This is a genomic window from Citrobacter youngae (assembly GCF_003818115.1).
Classification (GTDB): Bacteria; Pseudomonadota; Gammaproteobacteria; order Enterobacterales; family Enterobacteriaceae; genus Citrobacter; species Citrobacter youngae.
This window is the reverse complement of the sequence record NZ_RPOI01000017.1, coordinates 45,419-67,029: the sequence shown is the minus strand read 5'-3', so window position 1 is coordinate 67,029 and position 21,611 is coordinate 45,419. Positions and strand designations below refer to the sequence as shown.

Annotated in this window: 22 protein-coding genes; 8 read left to right on the top strand and 14 right to left on the bottom strand. The window is 52.7% G+C overall.

Features of this window, described 5'->3' with window-relative positions:
- Window positions 1–165: 165 nt before the first annotated feature.
- Entirely contained in the window at window positions 166–732 is a 567-nt protein-coding gene (gmhB, locus tag EHN13_RS15750) for a D-glycero-beta-D-manno-heptose 1,7-bisphosphate 7-phosphatase (protein WP_124021715.1), read from the bottom strand.
- Window positions 733–921: 189 nt separating this feature from the next.
- Here gmhB and metN point away from each other — a divergent pair, with 189 nt between their 5' ends.
- The 6 genes from metN to proS all read left to right on the top strand — a co-directional run bounded on the left by metN (window position 922) and on the right by proS (window position 6,516).
- A complete protein-coding gene (gene metN / locus EHN13_RS15745) occupies window positions 922–1,953 on the top strand; it encodes a methionine ABC transporter ATP-binding protein MetN (RefSeq protein ID WP_124021714.1) in 1,032 nt (343 codons plus the stop codon).
- Entirely contained in the window at window positions 1,946–2,599 is a 654-nt protein-coding gene (locus EHN13_RS15740) for a methionine ABC transporter permease MetI (protein WP_006686810.1), read from the top strand. Before metN ends, EHN13_RS15740 begins: the two co-directional genes overlap by 8 nt.
- Before the next feature lie 44 nt (window positions 2,600–2,643).
- Window positions 2,644–3,459 (top strand): methionine ABC transporter substrate-binding lipoprotein MetQ, encoded by an 816-nt coding sequence (gene metQ, locus EHN13_RS15735; RefSeq protein WP_124021713.1) that lies wholly within the window; start codon window positions 2,644–2,646, stop codon window positions 3,457–3,459.
- 116 nt (window positions 3,460–3,575) lie between these two features.
- Complete coding sequence (rcsF, locus tag EHN13_RS15730) at window positions 3,576–3,980, top strand: Rcs stress response system protein RcsF (RefSeq protein WP_040230040.1); 405 nt, start codon at window positions 3,576–3,578, stop codon at window positions 3,978–3,980.
- The gene (tsaA, locus tag EHN13_RS15725; protein WP_048212632.1) at window positions 3,977–4,684 is read left to right on the top strand and encodes a tRNA (N6-threonylcarbamoyladenosine(37)-N6)-methyltransferase TrmO; all 708 of its coding nucleotides are present in this window, start codon (window positions 3,977–3,979) and stop codon (window positions 4,682–4,684) included. Before rcsF ends, tsaA begins: the two co-directional genes overlap by 4 nt.
- A 113-nt stretch (window positions 4,685–4,797) precedes the next feature.
- Window positions 4,798–6,516 (top strand): proline--tRNA ligase, encoded by a 1,719-nt coding sequence (proS, locus tag EHN13_RS15720; protein ID WP_124021712.1) that lies wholly within the window; start codon window positions 4,798–4,800, stop codon window positions 6,514–6,516.
- A gap of 43 nt (window positions 6,517–6,559) precedes the next feature.
- Here the strand turns inward: proS and nlpE are convergent, their stop codons facing one another.
- From nlpE to EHN13_RS15705, 3 genes are read right to left on the bottom strand one after another with little or no spacing between them, the layout of a single operon-like run.
- Window positions 6,560–7,258: an envelope stress response activation lipoprotein NlpE gene (gene nlpE, locus EHN13_RS15715; RefSeq protein ID WP_105242149.1), complete on the bottom strand. Its 699-nt coding sequence runs from the start codon at window positions 7,256–7,258 to the stop codon at window positions 6,560–6,562.
- 31 nt (window positions 7,259–7,289) lie between these two features.
- The gene (gene arfB / locus EHN13_RS15710; protein ID WP_061067287.1) at window positions 7,290–7,712 is read right to left on the bottom strand and encodes an alternative ribosome rescue aminoacyl-tRNA hydrolase ArfB; all 423 of its coding nucleotides are present in this window, start codon (window positions 7,710–7,712) and stop codon (window positions 7,290–7,292) included.
- A complete protein-coding gene (locus EHN13_RS15705) occupies window positions 7,709–8,254 on the bottom strand; it encodes a YaeQ family protein (RefSeq protein WP_124021711.1) in 546 nt (181 codons plus the stop codon). The genes arfB and EHN13_RS15705 overlap by 4 nt, the downstream gene beginning before the upstream one ends.
- Window positions 8,255–8,453: 199 nt before the next feature.
- Between EHN13_RS15705 and EHN13_RS15700 the strand changes: the two genes are divergently transcribed.
- Together EHN13_RS15700 and rof are read left to right on the top strand one after the other, a co-directional pair.
- A complete protein-coding gene (locus EHN13_RS15700) occupies window positions 8,454–8,654 on the top strand; it encodes a YaeP family protein (protein WP_005132083.1) in 201 nt (66 codons plus the stop codon).
- Window positions 8,641–8,901 (top strand): Rho-binding antiterminator, encoded by a 261-nt coding sequence (gene rof, locus EHN13_RS15695; protein WP_048212636.1) that lies wholly within the window; start codon window positions 8,641–8,643, stop codon window positions 8,899–8,901. Before EHN13_RS15700 ends, rof begins: the two co-directional genes overlap by 14 nt.
- 64 nt (window positions 8,902–8,965) lie before the next feature.
- Here the strand turns inward: rof and tilS are convergent, their stop codons facing one another.
- From tilS to lpxD, 10 genes are all read right to left on the bottom strand, one after another.
- Window positions 8,966–10,258: a tRNA lysidine(34) synthetase TilS gene (gene tilS, locus EHN13_RS15690; protein ID WP_124021710.1), complete on the bottom strand. Its 1,293-nt coding sequence runs from the start codon at window positions 10,256–10,258 to the stop codon at window positions 8,966–8,968.
- 61 nt (window positions 10,259–10,319) lie between these two features.
- Window positions 10,320–10,709, bottom strand: coding sequence for a VOC family protein (locus tag EHN13_RS15685; RefSeq protein WP_048212638.1), 390 nt, complete (start codon window positions 10,707–10,709; stop codon window positions 10,320–10,322).
- Between the two features lie 64 nt (window positions 10,710–10,773).
- Window positions 10,774–12,912 (bottom strand): lysine decarboxylase LdcC, encoded by a 2,139-nt coding sequence (gene ldcC, locus EHN13_RS15680; RefSeq protein WP_124021709.1) that lies wholly within the window; start codon window positions 12,910–12,912, stop codon window positions 10,774–10,776.
- A 99-nt stretch (window positions 12,913–13,011) separates the two neighbouring features.
- Window positions 13,012–13,971, bottom strand: a complete 960-nt coding sequence (gene accA / locus EHN13_RS15675) for an acetyl-CoA carboxylase carboxyl transferase subunit alpha (RefSeq protein ID WP_061067282.1) — start codon at window positions 13,969–13,971, stop codon at window positions 13,012–13,014.
- Window positions 13,972–13,983: 12 nt separating this feature from the next.
- On the bottom strand, window positions 13,984–17,466 hold the full coding sequence (gene dnaE, locus EHN13_RS15670) for a DNA polymerase III subunit alpha (protein WP_124021708.1): 3,483 nt from the start codon (window positions 17,464–17,466) through the stop codon (window positions 13,984–13,986).
- A gap of 24 nt (window positions 17,467–17,490) precedes the next feature.
- The gene (gene rnhB, locus EHN13_RS15665; protein WP_124021707.1) at window positions 17,491–18,087 is read right to left on the bottom strand and encodes a ribonuclease HII; all 597 of its coding nucleotides are present in this window, start codon (window positions 18,085–18,087) and stop codon (window positions 17,491–17,493) included.
- The gene (lpxB, locus tag EHN13_RS15660; RefSeq protein WP_061067280.1) at window positions 18,084–19,232 is read right to left on the bottom strand and encodes a lipid-A-disaccharide synthase; all 1,149 of its coding nucleotides are present in this window, start codon (window positions 19,230–19,232) and stop codon (window positions 18,084–18,086) included. Before lpxB ends, rnhB begins: the two co-directional genes overlap by 4 nt.
- Window positions 19,232–20,020, bottom strand: coding sequence for an acyl-ACP--UDP-N-acetylglucosamine O-acyltransferase (gene lpxA / locus EHN13_RS15655; protein WP_005132096.1), 789 nt, complete (start codon window positions 20,018–20,020; stop codon window positions 19,232–19,234). The genes lpxB and lpxA overlap by 1 nt, the downstream gene beginning before the upstream one ends.
- 3 nt (window positions 20,021–20,023) lie before the next feature.
- On the bottom strand, window positions 20,024–20,479 hold the full coding sequence (fabZ, locus tag EHN13_RS15650; RefSeq protein ID WP_003018528.1) for a 3-hydroxyacyl-ACP dehydratase FabZ: 456 nt from the start codon (window positions 20,477–20,479) through the stop codon (window positions 20,024–20,026).
- Between the two features lie 103 nt (window positions 20,480–20,582).
- The gene (gene lpxD, locus EHN13_RS15645) at window positions 20,583–21,608 is read right to left on the bottom strand and encodes a UDP-3-O-(3-hydroxymyristoyl)glucosamine N-acyltransferase (RefSeq protein ID WP_040230032.1); all 1,026 of its coding nucleotides are present in this window, start codon (window positions 21,606–21,608) and stop codon (window positions 20,583–20,585) included.
- Window positions 21,609–21,611 lie beyond the last annotated feature (3 nt).

The window sequence follows — 21,611 nt, the reverse complement described above, 5'->3', positions numbered from 1 at the left end:
GAGTCAACCCTCATTTTCAGGCTTTTCTCTTCAACCGGCCCGGCTGTTTGTGTGAAGTGATTCACATCCGCCGTGTCGATGGAGGCGCATTATAGGGAGTCGACTCAGGAAGACAAGCGGAAAAATGCATTTTTGTTTCAACCGCTCACCTTTTGCCCATAACGCTTACTTTTGCTGCTTTTTTATCGCCATTGGCAGGTCTGCCAGACTATTTATGACCAAATCTGCCGCATTTTCTGCTTCCGGTGTGACGGGTTTGCCTGTGCGCACCAATATCTTCGTGCCAACATTCGCAGCTGCTGCCGCCTGCATATCTTCAATTTTGTCGCCTACCATATAAGAAGCGGCCATATCGATGTGCAAGAAGTCTCGGGCGGAGATAAACATGCCAGGATGCGGTTTACGACAGTCGCAGACCTGACGATACTCTTCCACGGTACCCTGTGGGTGATGCGGGCAGTAGTAGATGCCATCCAGCTCAACATCGCGATCGGCCAATGACCAATCCATCCATTCAGTCAACGTTTCGAATTGTGCCTCGGTAAATTTGCCACGGGCAATACCAGACTGGTTCGTCACGACAATCAGCGCATAACCCATTTTTTTAAGTTCACGCATGGCATCAATAACGCCGTCGATAAATTCGAACTCGTCGATCTCATGGACGTAACCGTGGTCCACATTAATAGTGCCGTCACGGTCGAGAAAAATTGCGGGTACAGATTTTGCCACCTTTTATAGCTCCTGAATAAGGCATGTGGCTCTAGTATCGCATGTTTCAGCGGGCAAGAAAGTGCTCATCGCGCAAAGCCTGATTGATTTAGACGTCTGGATGCCTTAACATCCATCTTGTTGACGGCTTCGACCGTACCTGACAGACGAAAATGCCACGGCTAACTTAATTACGATAATAAATAACCAATGATTAAACTTTCGAATATCACCAAAGTGTTCCAGCAGGGGACTCGTACCATTCAGGCGTTAAATAACGTCAGCCTGAATGTTCCTGCAGGGCAGATTTATGGCGTTATTGGCGCCTCCGGTGCCGGTAAAAGTACGCTCATCCGCTGCGTTAACTTACTTGAACGCCCAACCGAAGGCAGCGTTCAGGTCGGCGGTCAGGAACTCACGACGCTTTCTGAGTCAGAGCTGACCAAAGCTCGCCGTCAAATCGGCATGATTTTCCAACACTTTAACCTGCTCTCTTCCCGCACTGTGTTTGGCAACGTCGCGCTGCCGCTGGAACTGGATAACACACCAAAAGAAGAGATCAAACGCCGTGTAACAGAACTGTTGGATTTGGTTGGTCTTGGTGACAAGCACGACAGCTACCCGGCCAACCTTTCCGGTGGACAAAAACAGCGTGTGGCGATCGCCCGTGCTCTGGCAAGCAATCCCAAAGTACTGCTGTGCGATGAAGCCACCAGCGCACTCGATCCGGCAACGACCCGCTCGATTCTTGAATTATTGAAAGACATTAACCGTCGTCTGGGACTTACCATTCTGCTGATTACCCATGAGATGGACGTTGTAAAACGTATTTGTGACTGCGTGGCAGTCATCAGTGATGGTGAACTGATTGAGCAAGACACCGTCAGCGAAGTGTTCTCACACCCGAAAACGCCGTTGGCACAGAAATTTATCCAGTCCACGCTGCACCTGGATATCCCGGAAGATTATCTGGAACGGTTAAAAGCCGAGCCAGAAGCAGACAGTGTGCCAATGCTGCGCATGGAATTCACCGGTCATTCCGTTGATGCGCCATTGCTCTCTGAGACGGCCCGTCGCTTTAACGTGAATAACAACATTATTAGCGCGCAGATGGATTACGCCGGCGGTGTGAAATTCGGCATCATGCTGACTGAAATGCACGGCACACAGGAAGATACACAAGCAGCCATCAACTGGTTGCAGGAACACCATGTAAAAGTAGAGGTACTGGGTTATGTCTGAGCCGATGATGTGGCTGCTGGTTCGCGGCGTATGGGAAACGCTGGCAATGACCTTTGTGTCCGGTTTTTTTGGTTTTGTGATCGGTCTGCCGGTTGGCGTGTTGCTGTACGTAACGCGTCCGGGGCAAATCATTGAGAACGCGAAGCTCTACCGTACGCTCTCTGCGCTGGTGAACATTTTCCGTTCCATCCCGTTCATCATCTTATTAGTTTGGATGATTCCGTTCACCCGCATGATCGTAGGCACCTCTATCGGACTGCAGGCCGCTATCGTCCCGCTGACCGTCGGCGCCGCGCCGTTTATCGCCCGCATGGTGGAAAACGCGCTGCTCGAAATCCCGACCGGGCTGATAGAAGCCTCTCGTGCGATGGGCGCCACGCCGCTGCAAATCGTACGTAAGGTATTACTACCAGAAGCGCTGCCAGGACTGGTCAATGCGGCCACCATCACCCTTATCACGCTGGTTGGTTACTCCGCGATGGGTGGCGCCGTTGGTGCCGGTGGTCTTGGGCAGATTGGCTATCAGTACGGTTACATTGGCTACAACGCTACCGTAATGAATACAGTGCTGGTATTGCTCGTCGTTCTGGTTTATTTAATTCAGTTATCTGGCGATCGCATCGTCCGGGTAGTCACGCACAAATAACGTTACACACAACACTAAAAACTCATTAAGAAAAGGAAATAAGCATGGCGTTCAAATTCAAAACCTTTGCGGCAGTTGGAGCCCTAATCGGTTCTCTGGCACTTGTGGGTTGCGGTCAGGATGAAAAAGATCCTAACCACATCAAAGTGGGTGTTATCGTTGGCGCAGAGCAGCAGGTTGCTGAAGTCGCCCAGAAAGTGGCTAAAGAAAAATACGGTCTGGATGTTGAACTGGTAACATTCAACGATTATGTCCTGCCCAATGAAGCGCTGAGCAAAGGCGATATCGATGCTAACGCCTTCCAGCACAAACCGTACCTGGATCAGCAGATCAAAGATCGTGGTTACAAACTGGTTGCCGTAAGTAATACCTTTGTTTATCCGATTGCAGGCTACTCCAAAAAAATCAAATCACTGGATGAACTGCAGGATGGCTCTCAGGTCGCTATTCCAAACGACCCGACTAACCTCGGCCGTTCCCTGCTACTGCTGCAGAAAGTCGGTTTGATTAAACTGAAAGATGGCGTTGGCCTGCTGCCGACCGCGCTGGACGTGATTGAAAACCCGAAAAACCTGAAGCTGGTTGAACTGGAAGCGCCGCAGTTGCCACGCTCACTGGATGACGCGCAAATCGCGCTGGCAGTCATCAACACCACCTATGCCAGCCAGATCGGCCTGACGCCAGCAAAAGACGGTATCTTTGTTGAAGATAAAGATTCTCCGTACGTAAACCTGATCGTGACGCGTGAAGACAATAAAGATGCTGAGAACGTGAAGAAATTCGTTGAAGCATACCAGTCAGACGAAGTTTACGAAGCGGCAAACAAAGTCTTCAACGGCGGTGCTGTTAAAGGCTGGTAATTTTAGGCTGTTTTCACAATCTGTAATATCATCAGGACGGGCGCTTGCCCGTCTTGTCATTTATGCAAGCACCTGATTCAATATCTGACGTTTAGATCATTCATTGAGGAAATATTATGCGTGCTTTACCGATCTGTTTAGTAGCACTCATGCTGAGCGGCTGTTCTATGTTAAGCAGATCCCCTGTTGAACCCGTTCAAAGCACCGCTACCCCGCCAAAAGCGGAGCCGGAAAAACCAAAAGCACCGCGCGCGACGCCGGTAAGAATCATCACTAACGCTGAAGATTTAGTGGGCAAACCGTTCCGCGATCTCGGCGAAGTCAGCGGCGAATCCTGCCAGGCATCCAACCAGGATTCCCCGCCGAGCATTCCAACCGCACGCAAACGCATGCAGATTAACGCCTCTAAAATGAAAGCAAATGCGGTATTGCTGCACAGCTGCGAAGTAACCAGCGGGACGCCGGGCTGCTATCGTCAGGCAGTTTGCATCGGTTCTGCTCTGAACATTTCGTCTAAATGAGTCATTTTCAGTTCGAGCAAATAGGCGTTATCCGCTCTCCTTATAAAGAAAAGTTCGCTGTGCCGCGCCAGCCGGGTCTGGTGAAAAGCGCCAACGGCGAACTGCATTTGCTCGCGCCCTATAACCAGGCCGATGCTGTTCGCGGCCTGGAAGCATTCAGCCATTTGTGGGTGATTTTTGTTTTTCATCAGACAATGGAAGGTGGATGGCGTCCAACCGTGCGCCCACCCCGTCTGGGCGGTAACGCCAGAATGGGCGTCTTTGCCACGCGTTCGACCTTTCGTCCTAACCCTGTCGGTATGTCGCTGGTTGAGCTGCGGGGCATCCGCTGCCATAAAGAGCACGTAATCCTCGAACTCGGTGGACTGGACCTTGTTGACGGAACGCCAGTTGTGGATATTAAGCCGTATCTGCCGTTTGCCGAATCGCTGCCTGATGCTCGCGCCAGCTATGCCCAGGACGCACCTCAGGCTAGCGTCGAGGTGACGTTCAGTGAAGATCTCGCGGAGCAGCTACCGAAGCTCGAACAACGTTACCCGCGTCTTCGTCAGTTTATTGCCGAAGTGCTGGCGCAGGATCCGCGTCCTGCCTACCGTAAAAATGAGGAAGAAGGCAAAACCTACGCCGTCTGGTTGCTGGACTTTAACGTCCGCTGGCGCGTCACACCGTCAGGATTTGAGGTCTTTGCTCTGGAAGCCCGCTAATTTGCGTCGCGTACTCTTTTGACATCCCTTTCTCGCTGGTAAACTAAACCACTTTTGTTTTGTGCCAGGCTCGTTTTGAGCCTGTTCGATCGTTCAACTGGAACCGTAACAACATGCGTACTAGCCAATATCTGCTCTCCACTCTGAAGGAGACACCTGCCGACGCCGAAGTCATCAGCCACCAGCTGATGCTGCGCGCCGGGATGATCCGCAAGCTGGCCTCCGGGTTATACACCTGGCTGCCGACCGGCGTGCGCGTCCTGAAAAAAGTCGAAAACATCGTGCGTGAAGAAATGAACAACGCCGGTGCGATCGAGGTGTTGATGCCGGTCGTTCAGCCTTCTGAACTGTGGGAAGAGAGCGGTCGTTGGGAACAGTACGGCCCGGAACTGCTGCGTATCGCAGACCGTGGCGATCGTTCATTCGTACTCGGCCCAACGCATGAAGAAGTCATCACCGACCTGATCCGTAATGAGCTGAGCTCTTACAAACAGCTGCCGCTGAACTTCTATCAGATCCAGACGAAATTCCGTGACGAAGTTCGCCCACGATTCGGCGTGATGCGTTCCCGCGAATTCCTGATGAAAGATGCGTACTCTTTCCATACTTCTCAGGAATCTCTGCAGGAAACTTACGACGCGATGTATGCCGCGTACAGCAAAATCTTTAGCCGTATGGGCCTGGATTTCCGCGCAGTACAGGCTGATACCGGATCTATCGGCGGTAGCGCTTCTCACGAATTCCAGGTACTGGCACAGAGCGGCGAAGATGACGTTGTATTCTCTGACAGCTCCGATTTTGCTGCCAACATCGAATTTGCTGAAGCCGTTGCGCCGAAAGAGCCGCGCGCAGCAGCCACTCAGGAAATGACGCTGGTTGATACTCCGAACGCCAAAACCATCGCCGAACTGGTTGAGCAGTTCAACCTGCCTATCGAAAAAACCGTGAAAACCCTGCTGGTGAAAGCGGTTGAAGGTAGCAGCTACCCGCTGGTTGCTCTGCTGGTTCGCGGCGATCACGAGCTGAACGAAGTCAAAGCAGAAAAACTGCCGCAGGTTGCCAGCCCGCTGACTTTTGCTACTGAAGAAGAAATCCGTGCCGTCGTGAAAGCAGCTCCGGGTTCGCTCGGTCCGGTGAACATGCCGATTCCCGTAGTTATCGACCGTACCGTTGCGGTAATGAGCGATTTTGCCGCCGGCGCCAACATCGACGGTAAGCACTATTTCGGTATTAACTGGGATCGTGATGTTGCAACTCCGGAAGTGGCAGATATCCGTAACGTGGTCGCAGGCGATCCAAGCCCGGATGGCAAAGGTACACTGCTGATCAAACGCGGTATCGAAGTCGGCCACATCTTCCAGTTGGGTACCAAGTACTCTGAAGCGATGAAAGCCGCCGTACAGGGCGAAGATGGTCGTAACCAGATCCTGACCATGGGTTGCTACGGTATCGGGGTCACTCGCGTGGTTGCTGCTGCTATTGAGCAGAATTTTGACGATCGCGGCATCGTATGGCCAGACGCCATTGCCCCGTTCCAGGTCGCGATTTTGCCGATGAACATGCACAAGTCCTACCGCGTGCAGGAACTGGCTGAGAAGCTGTACGCTGAGCTGCGCGCACAGGGCATCGAAGTGCTGATGGACGATCGTAAAGAGCGTCCGGGCGTGATGTTTGCCGATATGGAGCTGATCGGTGTTCCGCACACTATCGTGCTCGGCGACCGTAACCTCGATAACGATGATATTGAATACAAATATCGTCGTAACGGCGAGAAACAGCTGATTAAAACCGGCGACATCGTTGACTACCTGGTGAAAGCCATTAAAGGCTAATACCAGCAAAAGGCCCTGAGGATCAGGGCCTTTTTTACATCAATTAATTACATCCTTTACCGGGGATAAATTTCGCATCTTTATCCGCCATCAGCGTTTTCACTTTCTCGCCGGTGTCCGGGTTCGCCTCCATTGTGAAATGCGCTTCCAGCGTCAGCAATACAGATTGCCCGTTTTCCGCGCGCGCGGCTAAATAGTCCCGCTCAAGCTGGGCGTTATTCGCCACTGGCATCCGCTTACCCGTTGCGCAGTCGGTAAAGATTGCCGCATCAGCCATATAGAAGTACATTCCCCGCATCGGCATTGGCGTCACCGGTAAGCTGGCGGAAACTGGCTGGAGGGTGTAGTTGAACTGCGACTCTATCGGATTACCTTCACGATCGAGCATTTCCAGCGCCTCGCCTTTTGCCCGGTAGTACGACTTTTCACCTTTGCTGTCCGTTAGCACCAGCTTATCAGCCGTACGCGCCCACGAGCCATATGAAGCAAACGAAGACGGTTCATCACGTACACCCTGATAGCGTTCGTTCATTACCCATGTTCCATCTTTTTCCAGGAACAAAGAAGTTTCAATCCCTTCGCAGTCCGCACAAGGCAAGATGCCACGCCAGCTTTGCTGCATCGGTTTTAATTCTGCCGCTTGCGTCGGTTGCAAAGCATCGACTTCAGAGCGGTTGTTACAGCCGATCAAGGCAAAGAGTGTAAATACAGCTGCTAATGACAGTATTGCTGTTTTCACCACAGATTCCTTCTCAATATTGTATTCCCATTCGTCAGTCCTGTGGGCGACGAACTTTCCCGCGCAGTGCCTTCACAGTGGACTTTTGCGCCTTCGATGACAATCTGCGTTCTTTTGAAGCGCGAGTCGGGCGCGTAGCCTGCCTACTTTTCTGCACTGCGGTTAATTCTTTTATCACCGCCACCAGTCGGGAGATTGCCGCTTCCCGGTTCAATTCCTGGCTACGGTATTCCTGCGCCTTAATAATAATCACGCCATCGCCTGTAATCAGATGATGACTGGCAGCCAACAGGCGTTCCTTGTAATACTCTGGCAGCCCAGAGGCTCGAATGTCAAAGCGCAAATGGATAGCCGTCGAGGTCTTATTAACGTGCTGTCCACCTGCACCCTGTGCCCGAATCGCCGTGATTTCCAGCTCGTTATCTGGGATAGAGACATTTCGGGAGATAACGATCATGAACGCGGCTGCCACGTGGTCAGGTGAATTTCCAGATTATTCTGAGAATCAGACAGCCAGATAGCGCCATCCTGAATAGTCGCCTGTAGCGCCATTGTACGACCGGCAAAGTCACTCAGTTGTGCCAGTTGTTCATCATCCAGATACCACACGGTAAGATTCTTAAACTGCGCGCATTTGCTTTGGTTCTGCTGCCACCAGATTTGCGCTGCACGGCTGTTATAGGCAAACAAAGCGACTTCAGCAGACTGGGTACACGCCTTCTTAATGCGACGCTCATCCGGCAAGCCGAGTTCAATCCAGAGATCAATGCCCAGGTGGTCGTTGCGCAACCATGCTTCGGGTTCGTCTTCAGCGCTTAAACCCCGCGTGAATTGCAGCCGCTCGTCAGCATATTTAATCCATGCCAACAGACGCAACATCATGCGTTCCTGGGTTTCTGAAGGGTGACGCGCCAGCGTCAATGTCGCGTCAAGAAACTGGCTGCGGTCGAGATCCGCTACGTTGACGACGGCTTTATAGATTGTCGCTTTAAGCGCCATGGGAGAACTCCTTTTGAATCAGGCAGCCATTGTAGCGAAAACTGCGGCAAAAGGCTGCTAACGACTGACGTGTGTACCGTCTATCAAGGCGCTGATATTGCTTGAATGAGTATGGTATAGTCACCTTGCTAAACAGAGTTTATCTTCGTAGGCTTAGACTTGCATCCACGGTTAAGTCAGAGTGCTGACAGGAGGGCATGTGGAAAAATATTGTGAGTTAATACGCAAGCGGTACGCGGAAATCGCCAGCGGAGACTTAGGGTATGTCCCGGATGCGCTGGGTTGCGTATTGAAGGTACTTAATGAAGTGGCGGCAGACAGCGCCCTTTCAGAGTCGGTCAGGGAAAAGGCGGCCTATGCTGCCGCGAACTTACTGGTGAGCGATTATGTCAATGAATGAAACGTATCAACCCATCAACTGTGATGATTACGACAATCTTGAACTCGCCTGCCAGCACCATTTGTTACTGACGCTGGCGCTCAAAGATGGCGAAGTTCTACAGGCAAAAGCAAATGACCTGGTTTCCCGCAAAAATGTGGAATATCTGGTCGCCGATGTTTCGGGTGAAACCCGTGAGCTTCGCCTCGACAAAATTGCCAGTTTCAGTCACCCGCAAATTGGTACCGTGGTGGTCAGCGAATCTTAACCTTTCTTGCACCTTATCCGGCCTACTTTCCATACGATACGTAGGCCTGATAAGCGCCGCGCCATCAGGCACGCCACACCAGACTCACACCTTCTTCACCTTTTGCCAGCCCTTCATGCGTCACGAAAACCCCTGCTGCCGCAATCAACGTGTCACCGTAAAACAGTAATGGCGTGGAATCTCGCCGCCAGGGAGGAATACCCTGCTCCTGCCAGATTTTTTTTAATTTCCGTCCGCCGTTACGCCCGACAATATGCAATAACCCTGGCGCTTTAAAACGGATACTGACGACTTCATCCGCTTGTGGCAAGCGCAAATCACCCGCAGAGATTAACTGAACCGAACCCAATCCGGCAGGCAGCGTCAACGGTGTTTTCCACTCTAACCACGGGATAATAGTTTCGCTTTGCCCATCGACTGATTTCACCCACCACAGCTGTGACTGATAACGACGGACCTCGTACTCCCCGAGGCGAAAACTTGGTGACGCATCTTCCCGTGCCAGCGCCACTTCCTGCCAGATACGTTCCAGCCCATCACGGGAAGGCATCGGCGCATTTAACCCCGCCAGCCAGCGACGAAGCAGCGCGGCACGTCGTACAGTACTCATCGTCATTAATGGCCCGAGCAAGAGTGTACCTTGCGCCATAACACAGTTGGCTAAATCGCTGGCCAGCAGTTCATCCAGTAAGCTCTCCTGCTCGGCGCACAGCGCGGCGCTGCGAGCAGTGGCTTGCGCGAAGTGCGGCCAGCGCTGTTGGAGCAATGGGGTAACGCGCAACCTGAGGAAATTGCGATCGTAGGTGTCATCCTGATTGCTTTCATCTTCAATCCAGCGTAATTCATGCTGGCGCGCCCAAGTTTCAAGCGCCTCTCGCGTTTGCGCCAGCAACGGTCGAATCAGTTGGGTTCCGGCGAACGGTGAGTTTTCGCCCATGGCGGAAAGTCCGGCAGGACCGCTGCCACGCTTAAGCGCTAACAAAAATGTCTCACATTGATCGTCCAGATGCTGAGCGGTCATCAGCACCTCTCCAGGCAGCAGCGTCTGCGCAAAGGCCTGATAGCGCGCGCATCGAGCCTGCGCTTCGATGCCCAGGCCATCATCCTCAAGATGGACCCGTTCAACCACCAGCGGCACCTGCCACTGCGCACATACCGACTCACAGTGCTGTACCCAACTGTCTGCGTGCGGGCTTAATCCGTGATGAATATGGATTGCGCGTAGGGCGACATCAGGATGCTGCGCTCGCCACAGCACCAACTGATGCAGTAGTACGGTAGAGTCGAGGCCGCCGCTAAAGGCAACGAGGATCGCGTTAGTGTTCAGAAGTGAAGTGTTCAGTGTAAGTGTCGTCATGATGATTGCTTACAATAGCATTGCCCGGCACGTTACCGGGCTAACGCCACAATGACAAGCCTTACAGCTCGTACAGTTCAAGCGGTAATCCGTCTGGATCGTTAAAAAACGTAAAGCGTTTGCCGGTAAACGGATCGATGCGCACCGGCTCACATTTCACATGATGGGCTTCAAGATGAGCAATCGACTTTTCCACATCCTCGACGCTGAACGCCAGATGGCGTAAACCGCAGGCTTCCGGTCGACTCGGGCGGCAAGGCGGAAACGGAAAAGAAAACAGCTCAATCACGTACTGGCCGTTCAACGCCAGATCGCCTTTCCAGGAGTCACGCTCTTCCCGGTAGGCTTCGCTCATTAACGTGAAACCTAATACATCGCAGTAAAATGCCTTACTGGCCCTGTAGTCCGTCGCAATAATGGCAATATGGTGAACCTGTTTTAACCCCAGCATGCTCTTCGCCTCTTTAATTTTACTCTCAGCACGTTACTCGTGCGCAACGGGTTCAGGCAAGTCGTTATGCCATTTTCAGGACTCTCACACGATACACGCCGTCCTCACCCAGTTTAGCGCCATGGATATCGGTTTCAAATCCAGGGTAGCGCTGCCCCACCGAGCACAGCATCAGCAGGAAATCGAGTACAGCGCGGCTTTTGGCAGTGATCATTTCTCCGGGCATCAGCAGCGGCACACCGGGAGGGTAAGGCAGGATCATATTGGCGGAAACGCGCCCCACCAGTTGATCAAGTGCTACCGTTTCGACTTCACCCTTGATCTGCCGCTGCCAGGCCTGGTGAGGTGTCATTTTCATTTCCGGTAAGGTATCAAATGCCCGCAGCATCAGCCCGGAGAGATCGTGCTGGCGGATCAGTTTATGGATCCCCTGAGCCAGATCCTGAATACGCATATTACGATAGAAATCAGGATCTTCGGCATACAGATCCGGCAGCATATTTTTCACGCGTAAATTCAGGTCGTATGAACGTTTAAATTCCGTCAGGCCACGTAGCAGCCCCATCGCCCGGGTTTTATCAATACCAATGCTGAACAGGAACAACAGGTTATACGGTCCCGTTTTCTCGACGACGACGCCGCGTTCATCGAGGAATTTCGCCACCAGCGCTGCGGGGATCCCCTCTTCGCTCATATTTCCCTGTTCATCCATTCCCGGCGTCAGAATGGTCACTTTCACCGGGTCAAGGAACATGTGGTCGGCGTCAGCATCGACAAATCCGTGCCAGTCTTCGCCAGGCGACACTGGCCAGCACTCTGCTTCATCCACCCTTTCCGGCTGCCAGATGTCAAAGAACCAGCCATCTGACTCTTCGCGTAGCCGCTGCACTTCTTTACGGAAATGCAGCGCCCGTTCCACCGAACGATTGATTAACCGCTTGCCTGAATTGCCACGCAGCATTGCCGCCGCCGTTTCGATAGACGCAACAATCGGGTAGCTTGGAGACGTAGAGGTGTGCATCATAAAGGCTTCGTTGAACGTGTCTTCGTCATAATCGCCCTTAATATGAATCAGCGAAGCCTGTGACAACGCCGCCAGCATCTTGTGGGTGGACTGGGTTTCAAAAATCACCTTTCCCGGAACCCGTTCGCCGCTCATCCCGCTTTTCCCCTGATAGATCGGATGAAAATGGGTATACGGCACCCAGGCTGAATCAAAATGGATGGAGGGCACATCCAGCGTTTGTTTGATCCAGTTGGTGTTATACAACAGGCCATCATAGGTGGAGTTGGTGATCACCGCGTGGACCGGCCATTGCGCCTGATTGGTTTCCTCAACTTTGCGTTCAATGCTTGCGTGGGTAAATTCCCGACGGGGTATACCGCCGAGGATCCCCAGCGCGTTACGCGTAGGCTTCAGCCAGATTGGCACCACATCACTCATCATCAGCAAATGCGCCAGTGACTTATGGCAGTTGCGGTCAATCAGGAGCGTACTGCCTGCAGGTGCAGCATACATACCGACAATCTTGTTCGATGTCGAGGTGCCGTTGGTCACCATATAGCTCTGCTCGGCACCAAAAGTACGCGCGATATACTCCTCCGCTTCCAGGTGCGGACCGGTATGATCAAGCAATGAGCCCAGCTCGGTCACCGAAATGGACACGTCGGCTTTCAGCGTATTACCGCCAAAGAAATCATAGAACAGGCAGCCGACCGGACTTTTCTGGTACGCCGTTCCCGCCATGTGCCCGGGCGTGCAGAAGGTATATTTCCCTTCCTTCACATAGGTAAACAGCGCTTTGGTAAAAGGAGGCGTAATGTTGTCGAGATATTCATTGGTGTACTGGCGAATACGCGTAGCAATATCATCAGACTGGCCCAATGCGTACTCAAAGAACCACAGCGCCATGCGCAGGTCGTGCGCACTGACATCCATTGTCGAATGGGTATTAATAAAGGCGTAGAGCGGGAGATACTCGTTGAGCTGATTGATGTCACTGCACAGATCCAGACTGTATTCATCCCAGTCAAAAATGACGCCGCAAATTCGCGGGTTATGCTCGATAAACTTCAGCAGGTCGACGCTATTCTGCGGCCAGATAATCTGAAATCCCTGCTGCTGCAGCGCACGTTCAAGTTCCTTGATGGGCTCATCTTTATAAAAGACGCCATGCGGTCCCATGATGGCAATGATATTCATGCGTTCCTCCTGGAAAAACCTTAGTTAAGCATAGCCTGGTCAAACTGCAGGTAAAAAAAAGGGCCACAGCGTTGTGGCCCTTTTCAGAATTAATGCAGTTTACGCGTAACCATAGCTCATCAGACGCTGGTAACGACGGTTTTTCAAATCTTCTTTGCTTAACACGTCGAGATCGGCGAGATCGGCCAGCAGTTGTGCTTTCAGGGATGCCGCCATCACTTCCGGGTTACGATGGGCGCCGCCCAACGGTTCCGGGATGATAGAGTCAATCAGCTTCAGCTCTTTCAGACGCGGGGCGATGATGCCCATCGCTTCTGCGGCCAGCGGCGCTTTGTCGGCGCTTTTCCACAAAATGGAGGCGCAGCCTTCCGGAGAGATAACGGAATAGGTGCTGTACTGCAGCATATTCACTTTATCACCCACGCCGATCGCCAGCGCGCCGCCGGAGCCACCTTCACCGATTACGGTACAGATAACCGGTACGCTCAGACGCGACATTTCACGCAGGTTGCGCGCAATCGCTTCTGACTGACCACGTTCTTCCGCGCCCACGCCCGGGTATGCCCCTGGGGTGTCGATGAAGGTAATGATCGGCATATTGAAACGTTCAGCCATTTCCATCAGACGCAGCGCTTTGCGATAACCTTCCGGCGCTGGCATGCCGAAATTACGACGGATTTTTTCTTTGGTCTCACGGCCTTTCTGATGACCAATGATCATCACCGGACGGCCATCCAGACGCGCGATGCCGCCGACGATAGCTTTATCATCCGCATAGGCACGATCGCCCGCCAGCTCATCAAATTCATCAAATGCCAGGCGGACATAATCCAGGGTGTACGGACGCTGTGGATGGCGCGCCAGTTGGGCTACCTGCCATGCGCCAAGATCGGCGAAGATTTTACGCGTCAGTTCTACGCTTTTTTCACGCAGACGATGCACTTCTTCATCGATGTTAATATCCAGTTTCTCATCCTGACGGCTAACCGCAGTCAGAGAATCGATTTTTGCTTCCAGCTCTGCAATCGGCTGTTCAAAATCAAGGAAATTCAGACTCATAGTATTCCTGTATTAGTCAAACTCCAGTTCCACCTGCTCCGAACCAATAAGGCCACGGAGATCGTTTAGCAAACGATCGCTCGGAGAGACACGCCACGTTGCGCCAAAACGCAAACGCGCACGCGCATCCGCCCTCTGATAGTAGAGATGTACTGGAATTGTCCCCGAGCGGTGGGGTTCCAGAGACTGACGGAGTCGGTTTAAAAGCTGGTCATCAATTTGCCTGTCCGTCAGCGAGATAGCAAGCCCGCGAGCATATTTTTCCCGGGCTTCGTCAATATCCATGACTTCACGGGCCATCATTTTAAGCCCGCCGCTGAAGTCATCAAAGCTGACCTGTCCGCTGACGATAAGTATGCGGTCTTTTTCCAGCAATTGCTGGTATTTATCCAGAGCATCGGTAAATAACATCACTTCCAGACGCCCGGAACGGTCATCCAGTGTACAGATGCCGATACGATTGCCGCGCTTGGTGACCATTACCCGCGCAGCAATGACGAGCCCCGCAGCCGTGGTGACTTTACCACGTTCTGTCGGATGCATGTCTTTCAGCCTGTAGCCTCCGACATAGCGCTCAATTTCTTTTAAATACTGGTTGATCGGGTGTCCCGTCAGGTAAAGACCTAACGTTTCACGCTCACCGTCTAATACCACCTGCTCCGGCCACGGCGTACAGTTGGCATAAGACTGTTCAATTTGTTCCGGCTCTTCCGCCAGTACGCCAAACATATCAGCCTGACCAATTGCCTCGGCTTTCGCATGCTGATCGGCGGCTTTTAGGGCATCGCTGAGCGAGTTCATCAACGCCGCGCGATGCGGGCCAAGGCGGTCAAACGCCCCGGACATGATTAGCTTTTCCAGCACCCGGCGGTTGAGTTTTTTGATATCCGTACGCGCACAGAGATCAAACAGCTCGCGGAAGTAACCACCTTCATTTCGCGCCTCAATAATAGCCTCAATTGGCCCTTCACCCACGCCTTTTATCGCGCCGATGCCGTAGACAATCTCGCCATCATCATTCACGTGAAAATGATAAAGCCCGGAGTTGATGTCCGGCGGCAGGATTTTGAGCCCCATGCGCCAGCATTCATCCACCAGTCCGACGACTTTCTCTGTGTTATCCATATCGGCGGTCATTACCGCCGCCATAAACTCGGCAGGATAATGCGCCTTCAGCCACAGCGTCTGGTAAGAAACCAGCGCATAGGCAGCGGAGTGCGATTTGTTAAATCCGTAACCGGCGAATTTCTCCACCAGGTCAAAGATTTTCATCGCCAGTTCGCCGTCGACGCCGCGCTTTTTCGCCCCTTCTTCAAAGGTGCCGCGCTGCTTGGCCATCTCTTCCGGCTTTTTCTTACCCATCGCACGACGCAGCATATCCGCGCCGCCAAGGGTGTATCCGGACAGCTCCTGGGCAATCTGCATAACCTGTTCCTGATACAGGATAATGCCGTAGGTCGGCTCCAGTACCGGTTTCAGACACTCATGCTGCCATTGTACGTCCGGGTAGGAAATCTCTTCACGGCCATGCTTACGGTCGATAAAGTTATCTACCATCCCTGACTGTAGCGGACCCGGTCGGAACAGGGCCACCAGGGCTATCATATCTTCGAAGCAGTCAGGCTGCAGACGTTTGATCAGATCTTTCATGCCGCGGGATTCAAGCTGGAAGACGGCTGTTGTCTCCGAGCGTTGCAGCATGTCGAAGCTTTTCTTGTCGTCCAGCGGAATCGCGGCGATATCCAGCGGCGGTTCGCCGTTCTTCTCACGGCGCGCGTTGATCATCTCCAGCGCCCAGTTAATGATGGTGAGCGTACGCAGACCGAGGAAGTCGAATTTCACCAGACCGGCGTATTCCACGTCGTTCTTATCAAACTGGGTAACCGGGTGCAGCCCCTGCTCATCGCAGTACAGCGGCGCAAAATCGGTAATTTTGGTCGGTGCGATAACCACGCCACCGGCGTGCTTACCCGCGTTACGCGTGACACCTTCCAGCTTGCGCGCCATATCAATAAGCGCTCTAACCTCTTCATCTGCCTCATAGATTTCCGGCAGTTGAGGTTCGGCTTCAAAGGCTTTAGCCAGCGTCATGCCCGGATCGGGCGGCACCAGTTTCGAAATACGGTCAACAAAGCCATACGGGTGACCCAGTACGCGGCCCACGTCGCGGATAACCGCTTTTGCCGCCATCGTACCGAAGGTAATAATCTGCGAAACCGCATCACGACCGTACATTTCCGCCACGTGTTCGATGACCTGGTCGCGTTTCTCCATACAGAAGTCAACGTCGAAGTCGGGCATTGAGACACGTTCCGGGTTCAGGAAACGTTCGAACAGCAGGTCGAATTCCAGCGGATCAAGGTCGGTAATTTTCAGCGCGTAGGCCACCAGCGAGCCTGCACCGGAACCACGTCCAGGGCCTACCGGTACACCGTTATCTTTCGACCACTGGATAAATTCCATTACGATCAGGAAGTAACCCGGGAAGCCCATCTGGTTGATAACTTTAAGTTCAACTTCCAGACGTTCATCATAAGGCGGGCGCTTCTGCGCGCGAACTTCAGGATCGGGGAACAAAAATTCCAGACGTTCTTCCAGGCCTTCACGCGATTTCGCGACGAGGAAATCCTCGGTGGTCATGTCGCCAGTCGGGAACTGCGGCAGGAAGTATTCACCCAGGCGCACCGTCACGTTGCAACGTTTAGCAATCTCGACGGTGTTTTCCAGCGCTTCCGGGATATCGGAGAACAGCTCGCACATCTCATCTTCGCTGCGCATGTACTGCTGCGGCGAATAGTTACGCGGGCGTTTGGGATCATCAAGGGTGAACCCGTCGTGGATTGCTACGCGGATTTCATGCGCGTCAAAGTCACCGGTTTCAAGGAAGCGAACATCGTTGGTCGCGACCACCGGCAGGCCGCGTGTTTCGGCCAGTGCTACGGCAGCATGCAGGTAATTTTCTTCATCCTGTCGACCGGTACGGATCAGCTCAAGGAAGTAGCAATCAGGGAAATACTCTTCATAAAACGCCACGCACTCGTCGACCAGTGCGTTGTTCCCACGCAACAGGCTGCGTCCGACGTCACCCATACGACCGCCGGAGAGCAAAATCAAACCTTCTTTTAACTCGACCAACCAGTCTCTGTCGATCACCGGCCCTTCTGCGCCATAGCCGCGCTGATAGGCTTTTGATATCAACAACGTCAGGTTCTGGTAGCCGGTATTATTTGCGGCCAGTACAGTCAGTTGCGTGAGTTCATCACCCAATAGTTCGCTACGGACATGAAAATCTGCGCCAACAATCGGCTTAATACCTGCGCCATGACCCGCTCCGTAAAACTTCACCAGACCACACAGGTTGGTAAAATCGGTGATCGCCAGCGCAGGCATGCCCAACGCGGCCGCCTTTTTCACCAGCGGCCCGGTTTTCGCCAGCCCATCGATCATGGAGTAGTCGCTGTGCACCCGCAGGTGGACGAAACGAGGTTCAGACATCTTCAGATTCCTTCGACACAAGAATCAGGACGTGAGTCCCAGTGCGCGTTTGACGGGGCCAAAACTACGGCGATGGTGCTCTGTTGCGCCATGCAGTGCCAACTTTTCCAGATGAAAAGCGGTCGGATAACCTTTGTGCTGTGCAAAGCCATACTGCGGGAAAACCGTATCCAGCGCCGCCATTTCAGCGTCACGGGTGACTTTTGCCAGTATCGACGCAGCGCTAATCTCCGCCACGCGGCTATCACCTTTGACCACCGCCATTGACGGCATCGGTAATGCCGGGCAACGATTGCCGTCAATCAGTACGTATTCCGGCGCAATATGCAAACCCGCAACCGCACGCTGCATCGCCAGCATGGTGGCATGCAAAATGTTCAGCTCGTCGATTTCATGCGGTTCCGCACGACCCAAACTCCAGCTTAACGCTTTTTCTTGGATTTCATCGTAAAGTGACAGACGACGCTTTTCCGACAGTTTTTTTGAGTCGTTCAGACCAATAATAGGACGAGCCGGATCCAGAATGACCGCGGCAGTCACTACCGCGCCAACCAATGGACCACGTCCAACTTCATCCACACCCGCTACCAAATGCGTATGTGGATAAACAAATTCAATCATTGTGCTAACTCCAGGACTGCATCCGCCGCCTGCTCATCCGCATTGCAACGGATCTGCTGGTGCAATTCGCGGAACGTGTCGTGCATCGCATGGCTGGTTTTACCGTTCGCCAACAGAGGCAGCAACGCGTGCGCCAGCGCCTGCGGCTCACATTCATCCTGCAACAGCTCTTTAACCAGTTCTCTTCCCGCTAGTAGGTTAGGTAGCGAAACGTAATCAGTCTTCACCAGACGTTTTGCCAACCAGAAAGTGAAAGGTTTCATACGGTAGCCAACCACCATCGGGCATTTCGCCAGCATACATTCCAGTGCAGCCGTGCCAGAGGCCAACAGCGCAGCATCACTGGCGACCATTGCTTCGCGTCCCATTCCATTGAGCATATGCACGGAAAGTTCCGGGGCAACCTCAGCCTTGATACGTTCAAATTGCTCGCGCCGTTTGGCATTGACCAACGGCACGACGACTTCGAGATCCGGATAATGCTGACGTAATAGCTGCGCCGTTTTCAGAAAATCGGCGCTGAGCATCTCCACTTCTGCACCGCGACTCCCAGGCAAAAGCGCCAGGCAGTGAGCATCATGAGGAATGCCTAACACATCACGCGCTGCGTTTTTATCCGGATCCAGCGGCATGGCATCCGCCATAGTGTGGCCGATGAAGCGGCACGGGACGTTAAATTTGTCATAAAACGCTTTTTCGAAAGGCAGAAAGGCCAGCACCATATTGGTGGATCTGCCTATTTTGAAAACGCGTTTCTGTCGCCACGCCCATACAGAGGGGCTGACGTAATGAATGGTTTTTATGCCCTGCGATTTCAGGTTGCCTTCGAGGGTAATGTTGAAATCAGGCGCATCAATCCCGACGAAGACATCCGGCTTGAGGTCGGTGAATCGGCGAGTGAGATCGGCACGGATATGCAGTAAACGGCGCAGGCGCCCGAGCACTTCTACAATGCCCATTACTGCCAGTTCTTCCATTTCGTACCAGGCTTCACAGCCTTCCGCCTGCATCAATGGACCCGCAACGCCAACAAACCGCGCGTTGGGAACACGGGCCTTGAGTGCACGAATTAAACCGGCACCAAGAATATCGCCGGAGGTTTCTCCGGCGACAAGGGCAATCGTTAAAGGACGCTGCTCAGTCATTAACGAATCAGACCACGCGTTGAGCGTTCAAAGAAGTCACTAAAAGCCTGAACATCGGGGTACTGCTTCGCCAGTTCGGCGATTTCCGGTTTCACTTCCTCAAGCGTTTTGCCGCTGCGGTACAGCGCTTTATAGGCGTTGCGGATCGCAGTAATGGCTTCACGGGTGAAGCCGCGACGCTTCAGACCTTCAATATTAACGCCAAATGGCGTCGCGTGGTTACCCTGGGCGATAACGTATGGCGGGACGTCCTGGGCTACGCCAGAGCAGCCACCCACCATCACGTGTGCACCAATAATGCAGAACTGATGCACCGCAGTCATGCCGCCGATGATAACAAAATCATCAAGCGAAACATGTCCGGCAAGTGTCGCGTTATTCGCCAGAATGCAACGGTTACCTACCGTACAATCATGCGCAACGTGTGCGTTAATCATCAGTAAGTTATCGCTGCCCACCTTCGTCAACCCACCGCCTTGCACTGTGCCACGATGAATGGTGACGCTTTCGCGAATGCGGTTGCGATCGCCAATTTCCACACGGGTCGGTTCACCAGCATATTTCAGGTCCTGGTTCACTTCACCGATGGAGGCAAACTGATAAATCTCGTTATCGCGACCAATTTTTGTATGGCCATTCACGACAACGTGAGACTTCAGTACGGTACCCTCACCAATTTCAACATGGGGTCCAACAATACAAAATGGGCCAATGTGAGCATTAGCGCCAATGCTGGCGCCGTCTTCGACAATGGCTGTTGGGTGAATAAAGGCGGATTTATCAATCACGTATCAGGCCTCCCGGCTACGGGCACACATCATCGTTGCTTCGCACACAACTTTACCGTCGACCAGTGCAACCCCTTTGAAACGGGTCAGGCCGCGGCGCGTTTTCTCGAAAGTCACTTCCATGATCATCTGATCGCCAGGCACGACGGGACGCTTAAAGCGTGCTTCATCAATACCAGCGAAATAATACAGTTCGCCCGGTTCCAGTTTTCCTACGCTTTTAAACGCCAGAATACCCGTGGCCTGCGCCATCGCTTCCAGAATCAACACGCCAGGAAAAATCGGTTTACCCGGGAAGTGGCCCTGAAAGAAAGGCTCGTTAACGGATACATTTTTCACTGCGCGCAGAAAACGACCTTCTTCAAAATCCAGCACGCGGTCTACCAGTAAAAACGGAAAACGGTGCGGCAGAAGTTCTAAAATCTCTTCAATATGCAGAGTATGAGTGTTAGTAGTCAAAATACTCTTCCTGTCAAAATATACTAAAAGGCAATAATAACACGGCCTGTCGCAATCGTATGAATGGGACAGGCCGAAAAGTCAGACATGCAAAGACGGTGCTTTAGTCTTGTTGATTAACCTTGCGCTCAATCGCTTTGAGGCGCTTGCTCATATCATCAATGTTCATCACCAGTGCAGCTGTTTTACGCCATACCTTGTTGGGTTGTAGCGGAATGCCTGAGGAGTAGACGCCCGGTTCAGTGATAGGACGCATCACCATACCCATGCCAGTTACCGTGACTTTGTCGCATATTTCCATATGCCCATTAATCACGCTGGCGCCGCCAATCATGCAGTAACGGCCAATCTTCAGGCTACCCGCCATAATGACGCCACCGGCTACAGCCGTATTGTCGCCAATCACGACGTTATGCGCAATCTGGCACTGGTTATCAATGATAACACCATTACCGATCACGGTATCGTCCAGCGCACCACGGTCAATGGTGGTACATGCGCCAATCTCAACACGATCGCCAATAATCACGCGACCAAGCTGCGGGATCTTCACCCAGTTACCGCGATCGTTCGCGTAACCAAATCCGTCGGATCCGACAACGGTGCTGGACTGGATCAGGCAATTTTCACCGATCTGAATGTCGTGGTAAATCGTCACATTCGCCCACAAGCGTGAACCTGCGCCGATTTTTGTGTTTTTTCCAACGAAGCAACCTGCGCCGATAACCACGTTATCGCCCAGTTCTACGCCAGACTCAATGACCGCATTCGCGCCCACAGAAACATTGTTACCCAACTTCGCCGTCGCATCGATTACTGCACTCGGTGCAATGTTTTGCGCAGGCTGAGGCGTGGTATCTAAAATTTGCGCCATTCGTGCATAGGTCAGGTAGGGATTCTTCACTACCAGCACAGCACTCTTAGCAAATGGAAGGGAGTCCTGCGTCATCACAACGGCAGAAGCCTGGCATGCACTCAGGTGCTCACGGTACTTTGGATTCACCATGAACGTGATATTGCCAGTTTGCGCAGATTGCATGGACGCTACGCCGGTGATGACGATATCGCCATCACCGTGTAATTCTGCATCCAACTGCTCTGCTAAATCAGCCAGTCGAATTGAAGGCATTAC

Excerpts from the sequence above, each read along its gene's own strand:
- dnaE (WP_124021708.1), bottom strand. The coding sequence starts at position 17,466 with ATGTCTGAACCTCGTTTCGTCCACCTGCGGGTGCACAGCGACTACTCC.
- EHN13_RS15740 (WP_006686810.1), top strand. The coding sequence starts at position 1,946 with ATGTCTGAGCCGATGATGTGGCTGCTGGTTCGCGGCGTATGGGAAACG.
- ldcC (WP_124021709.1), bottom strand. The coding sequence starts at position 12,912 with ATGAATATCATTGCCATCATGGGACCGCATGGCGTCTTTTATAAAGAT.
- lpxD (WP_040230032.1), bottom strand. The coding sequence starts at position 21,608 with ATGCCTTCAATTCGACTGGCTGATTTAGCAGAGCAGTTGGATGCAGAA.
- lpxB (WP_061067280.1), bottom strand. The coding sequence starts at position 19,232 with ATGACTGAGCAGCGTCCTTTAACGATTGCCCTTGTCGCCGGAGAAACC.
- accA (WP_061067282.1), bottom strand. The coding sequence starts at position 13,971 with ATGAGTCTGAATTTCCTTGATTTTGAACAGCCGATTGCAGAGCTGGAA.
- rof (WP_048212636.1), top strand. The coding sequence starts at position 8,641 with ATGTCAATGAATGAAACGTATCAACCCATCAACTGTGATGATTACGAC.
- tilS (WP_124021710.1), bottom strand. The coding sequence starts at position 10,258 with ATGACGACACTTACACTGAACACTTCACTTCTGAACACTAACGCGATC.
- proS (WP_124021712.1), top strand. The coding sequence starts at position 4,798 with ATGCGTACTAGCCAATATCTGCTCTCCACTCTGAAGGAGACACCTGCC.
- tsaA (WP_048212632.1), top strand. The coding sequence starts at position 3,977 with ATGAGTCATTTTCAGTTCGAGCAAATAGGCGTTATCCGCTCTCCTTAT.
- rnhB (WP_124021707.1), bottom strand. The coding sequence starts at position 18,087 with ATGATTGAATTTGTTTATCCACATACGCATTTGGTAGCGGGTGTGGAT.
- arfB (WP_061067287.1), bottom strand. The coding sequence starts at position 7,712 with ATGATCGTTATCTCCCGAAATGTCTCTATCCCAGATAACGAGCTGGAA.
- rcsF (WP_040230040.1), top strand. The coding sequence starts at position 3,576 with ATGCGTGCTTTACCGATCTGTTTAGTAGCACTCATGCTGAGCGGCTGT.
- metQ (WP_124021713.1), top strand. The coding sequence starts at position 2,644 with ATGGCGTTCAAATTCAAAACCTTTGCGGCAGTTGGAGCCCTAATCGGT.
- EHN13_RS15685 (WP_048212638.1), bottom strand. The coding sequence starts at position 10,709 with ATGCTGGGGTTAAAACAGGTTCACCATATTGCCATTATTGCGACGGAC.
- metN (WP_124021714.1), top strand. The coding sequence starts at position 922 with ATGATTAAACTTTCGAATATCACCAAAGTGTTCCAGCAGGGGACTCGT.
- EHN13_RS15705 (WP_124021711.1), bottom strand. The coding sequence starts at position 8,254 with ATGGCGCTTAAAGCGACAATCTATAAAGCCGTCGTCAACGTAGCGGAT.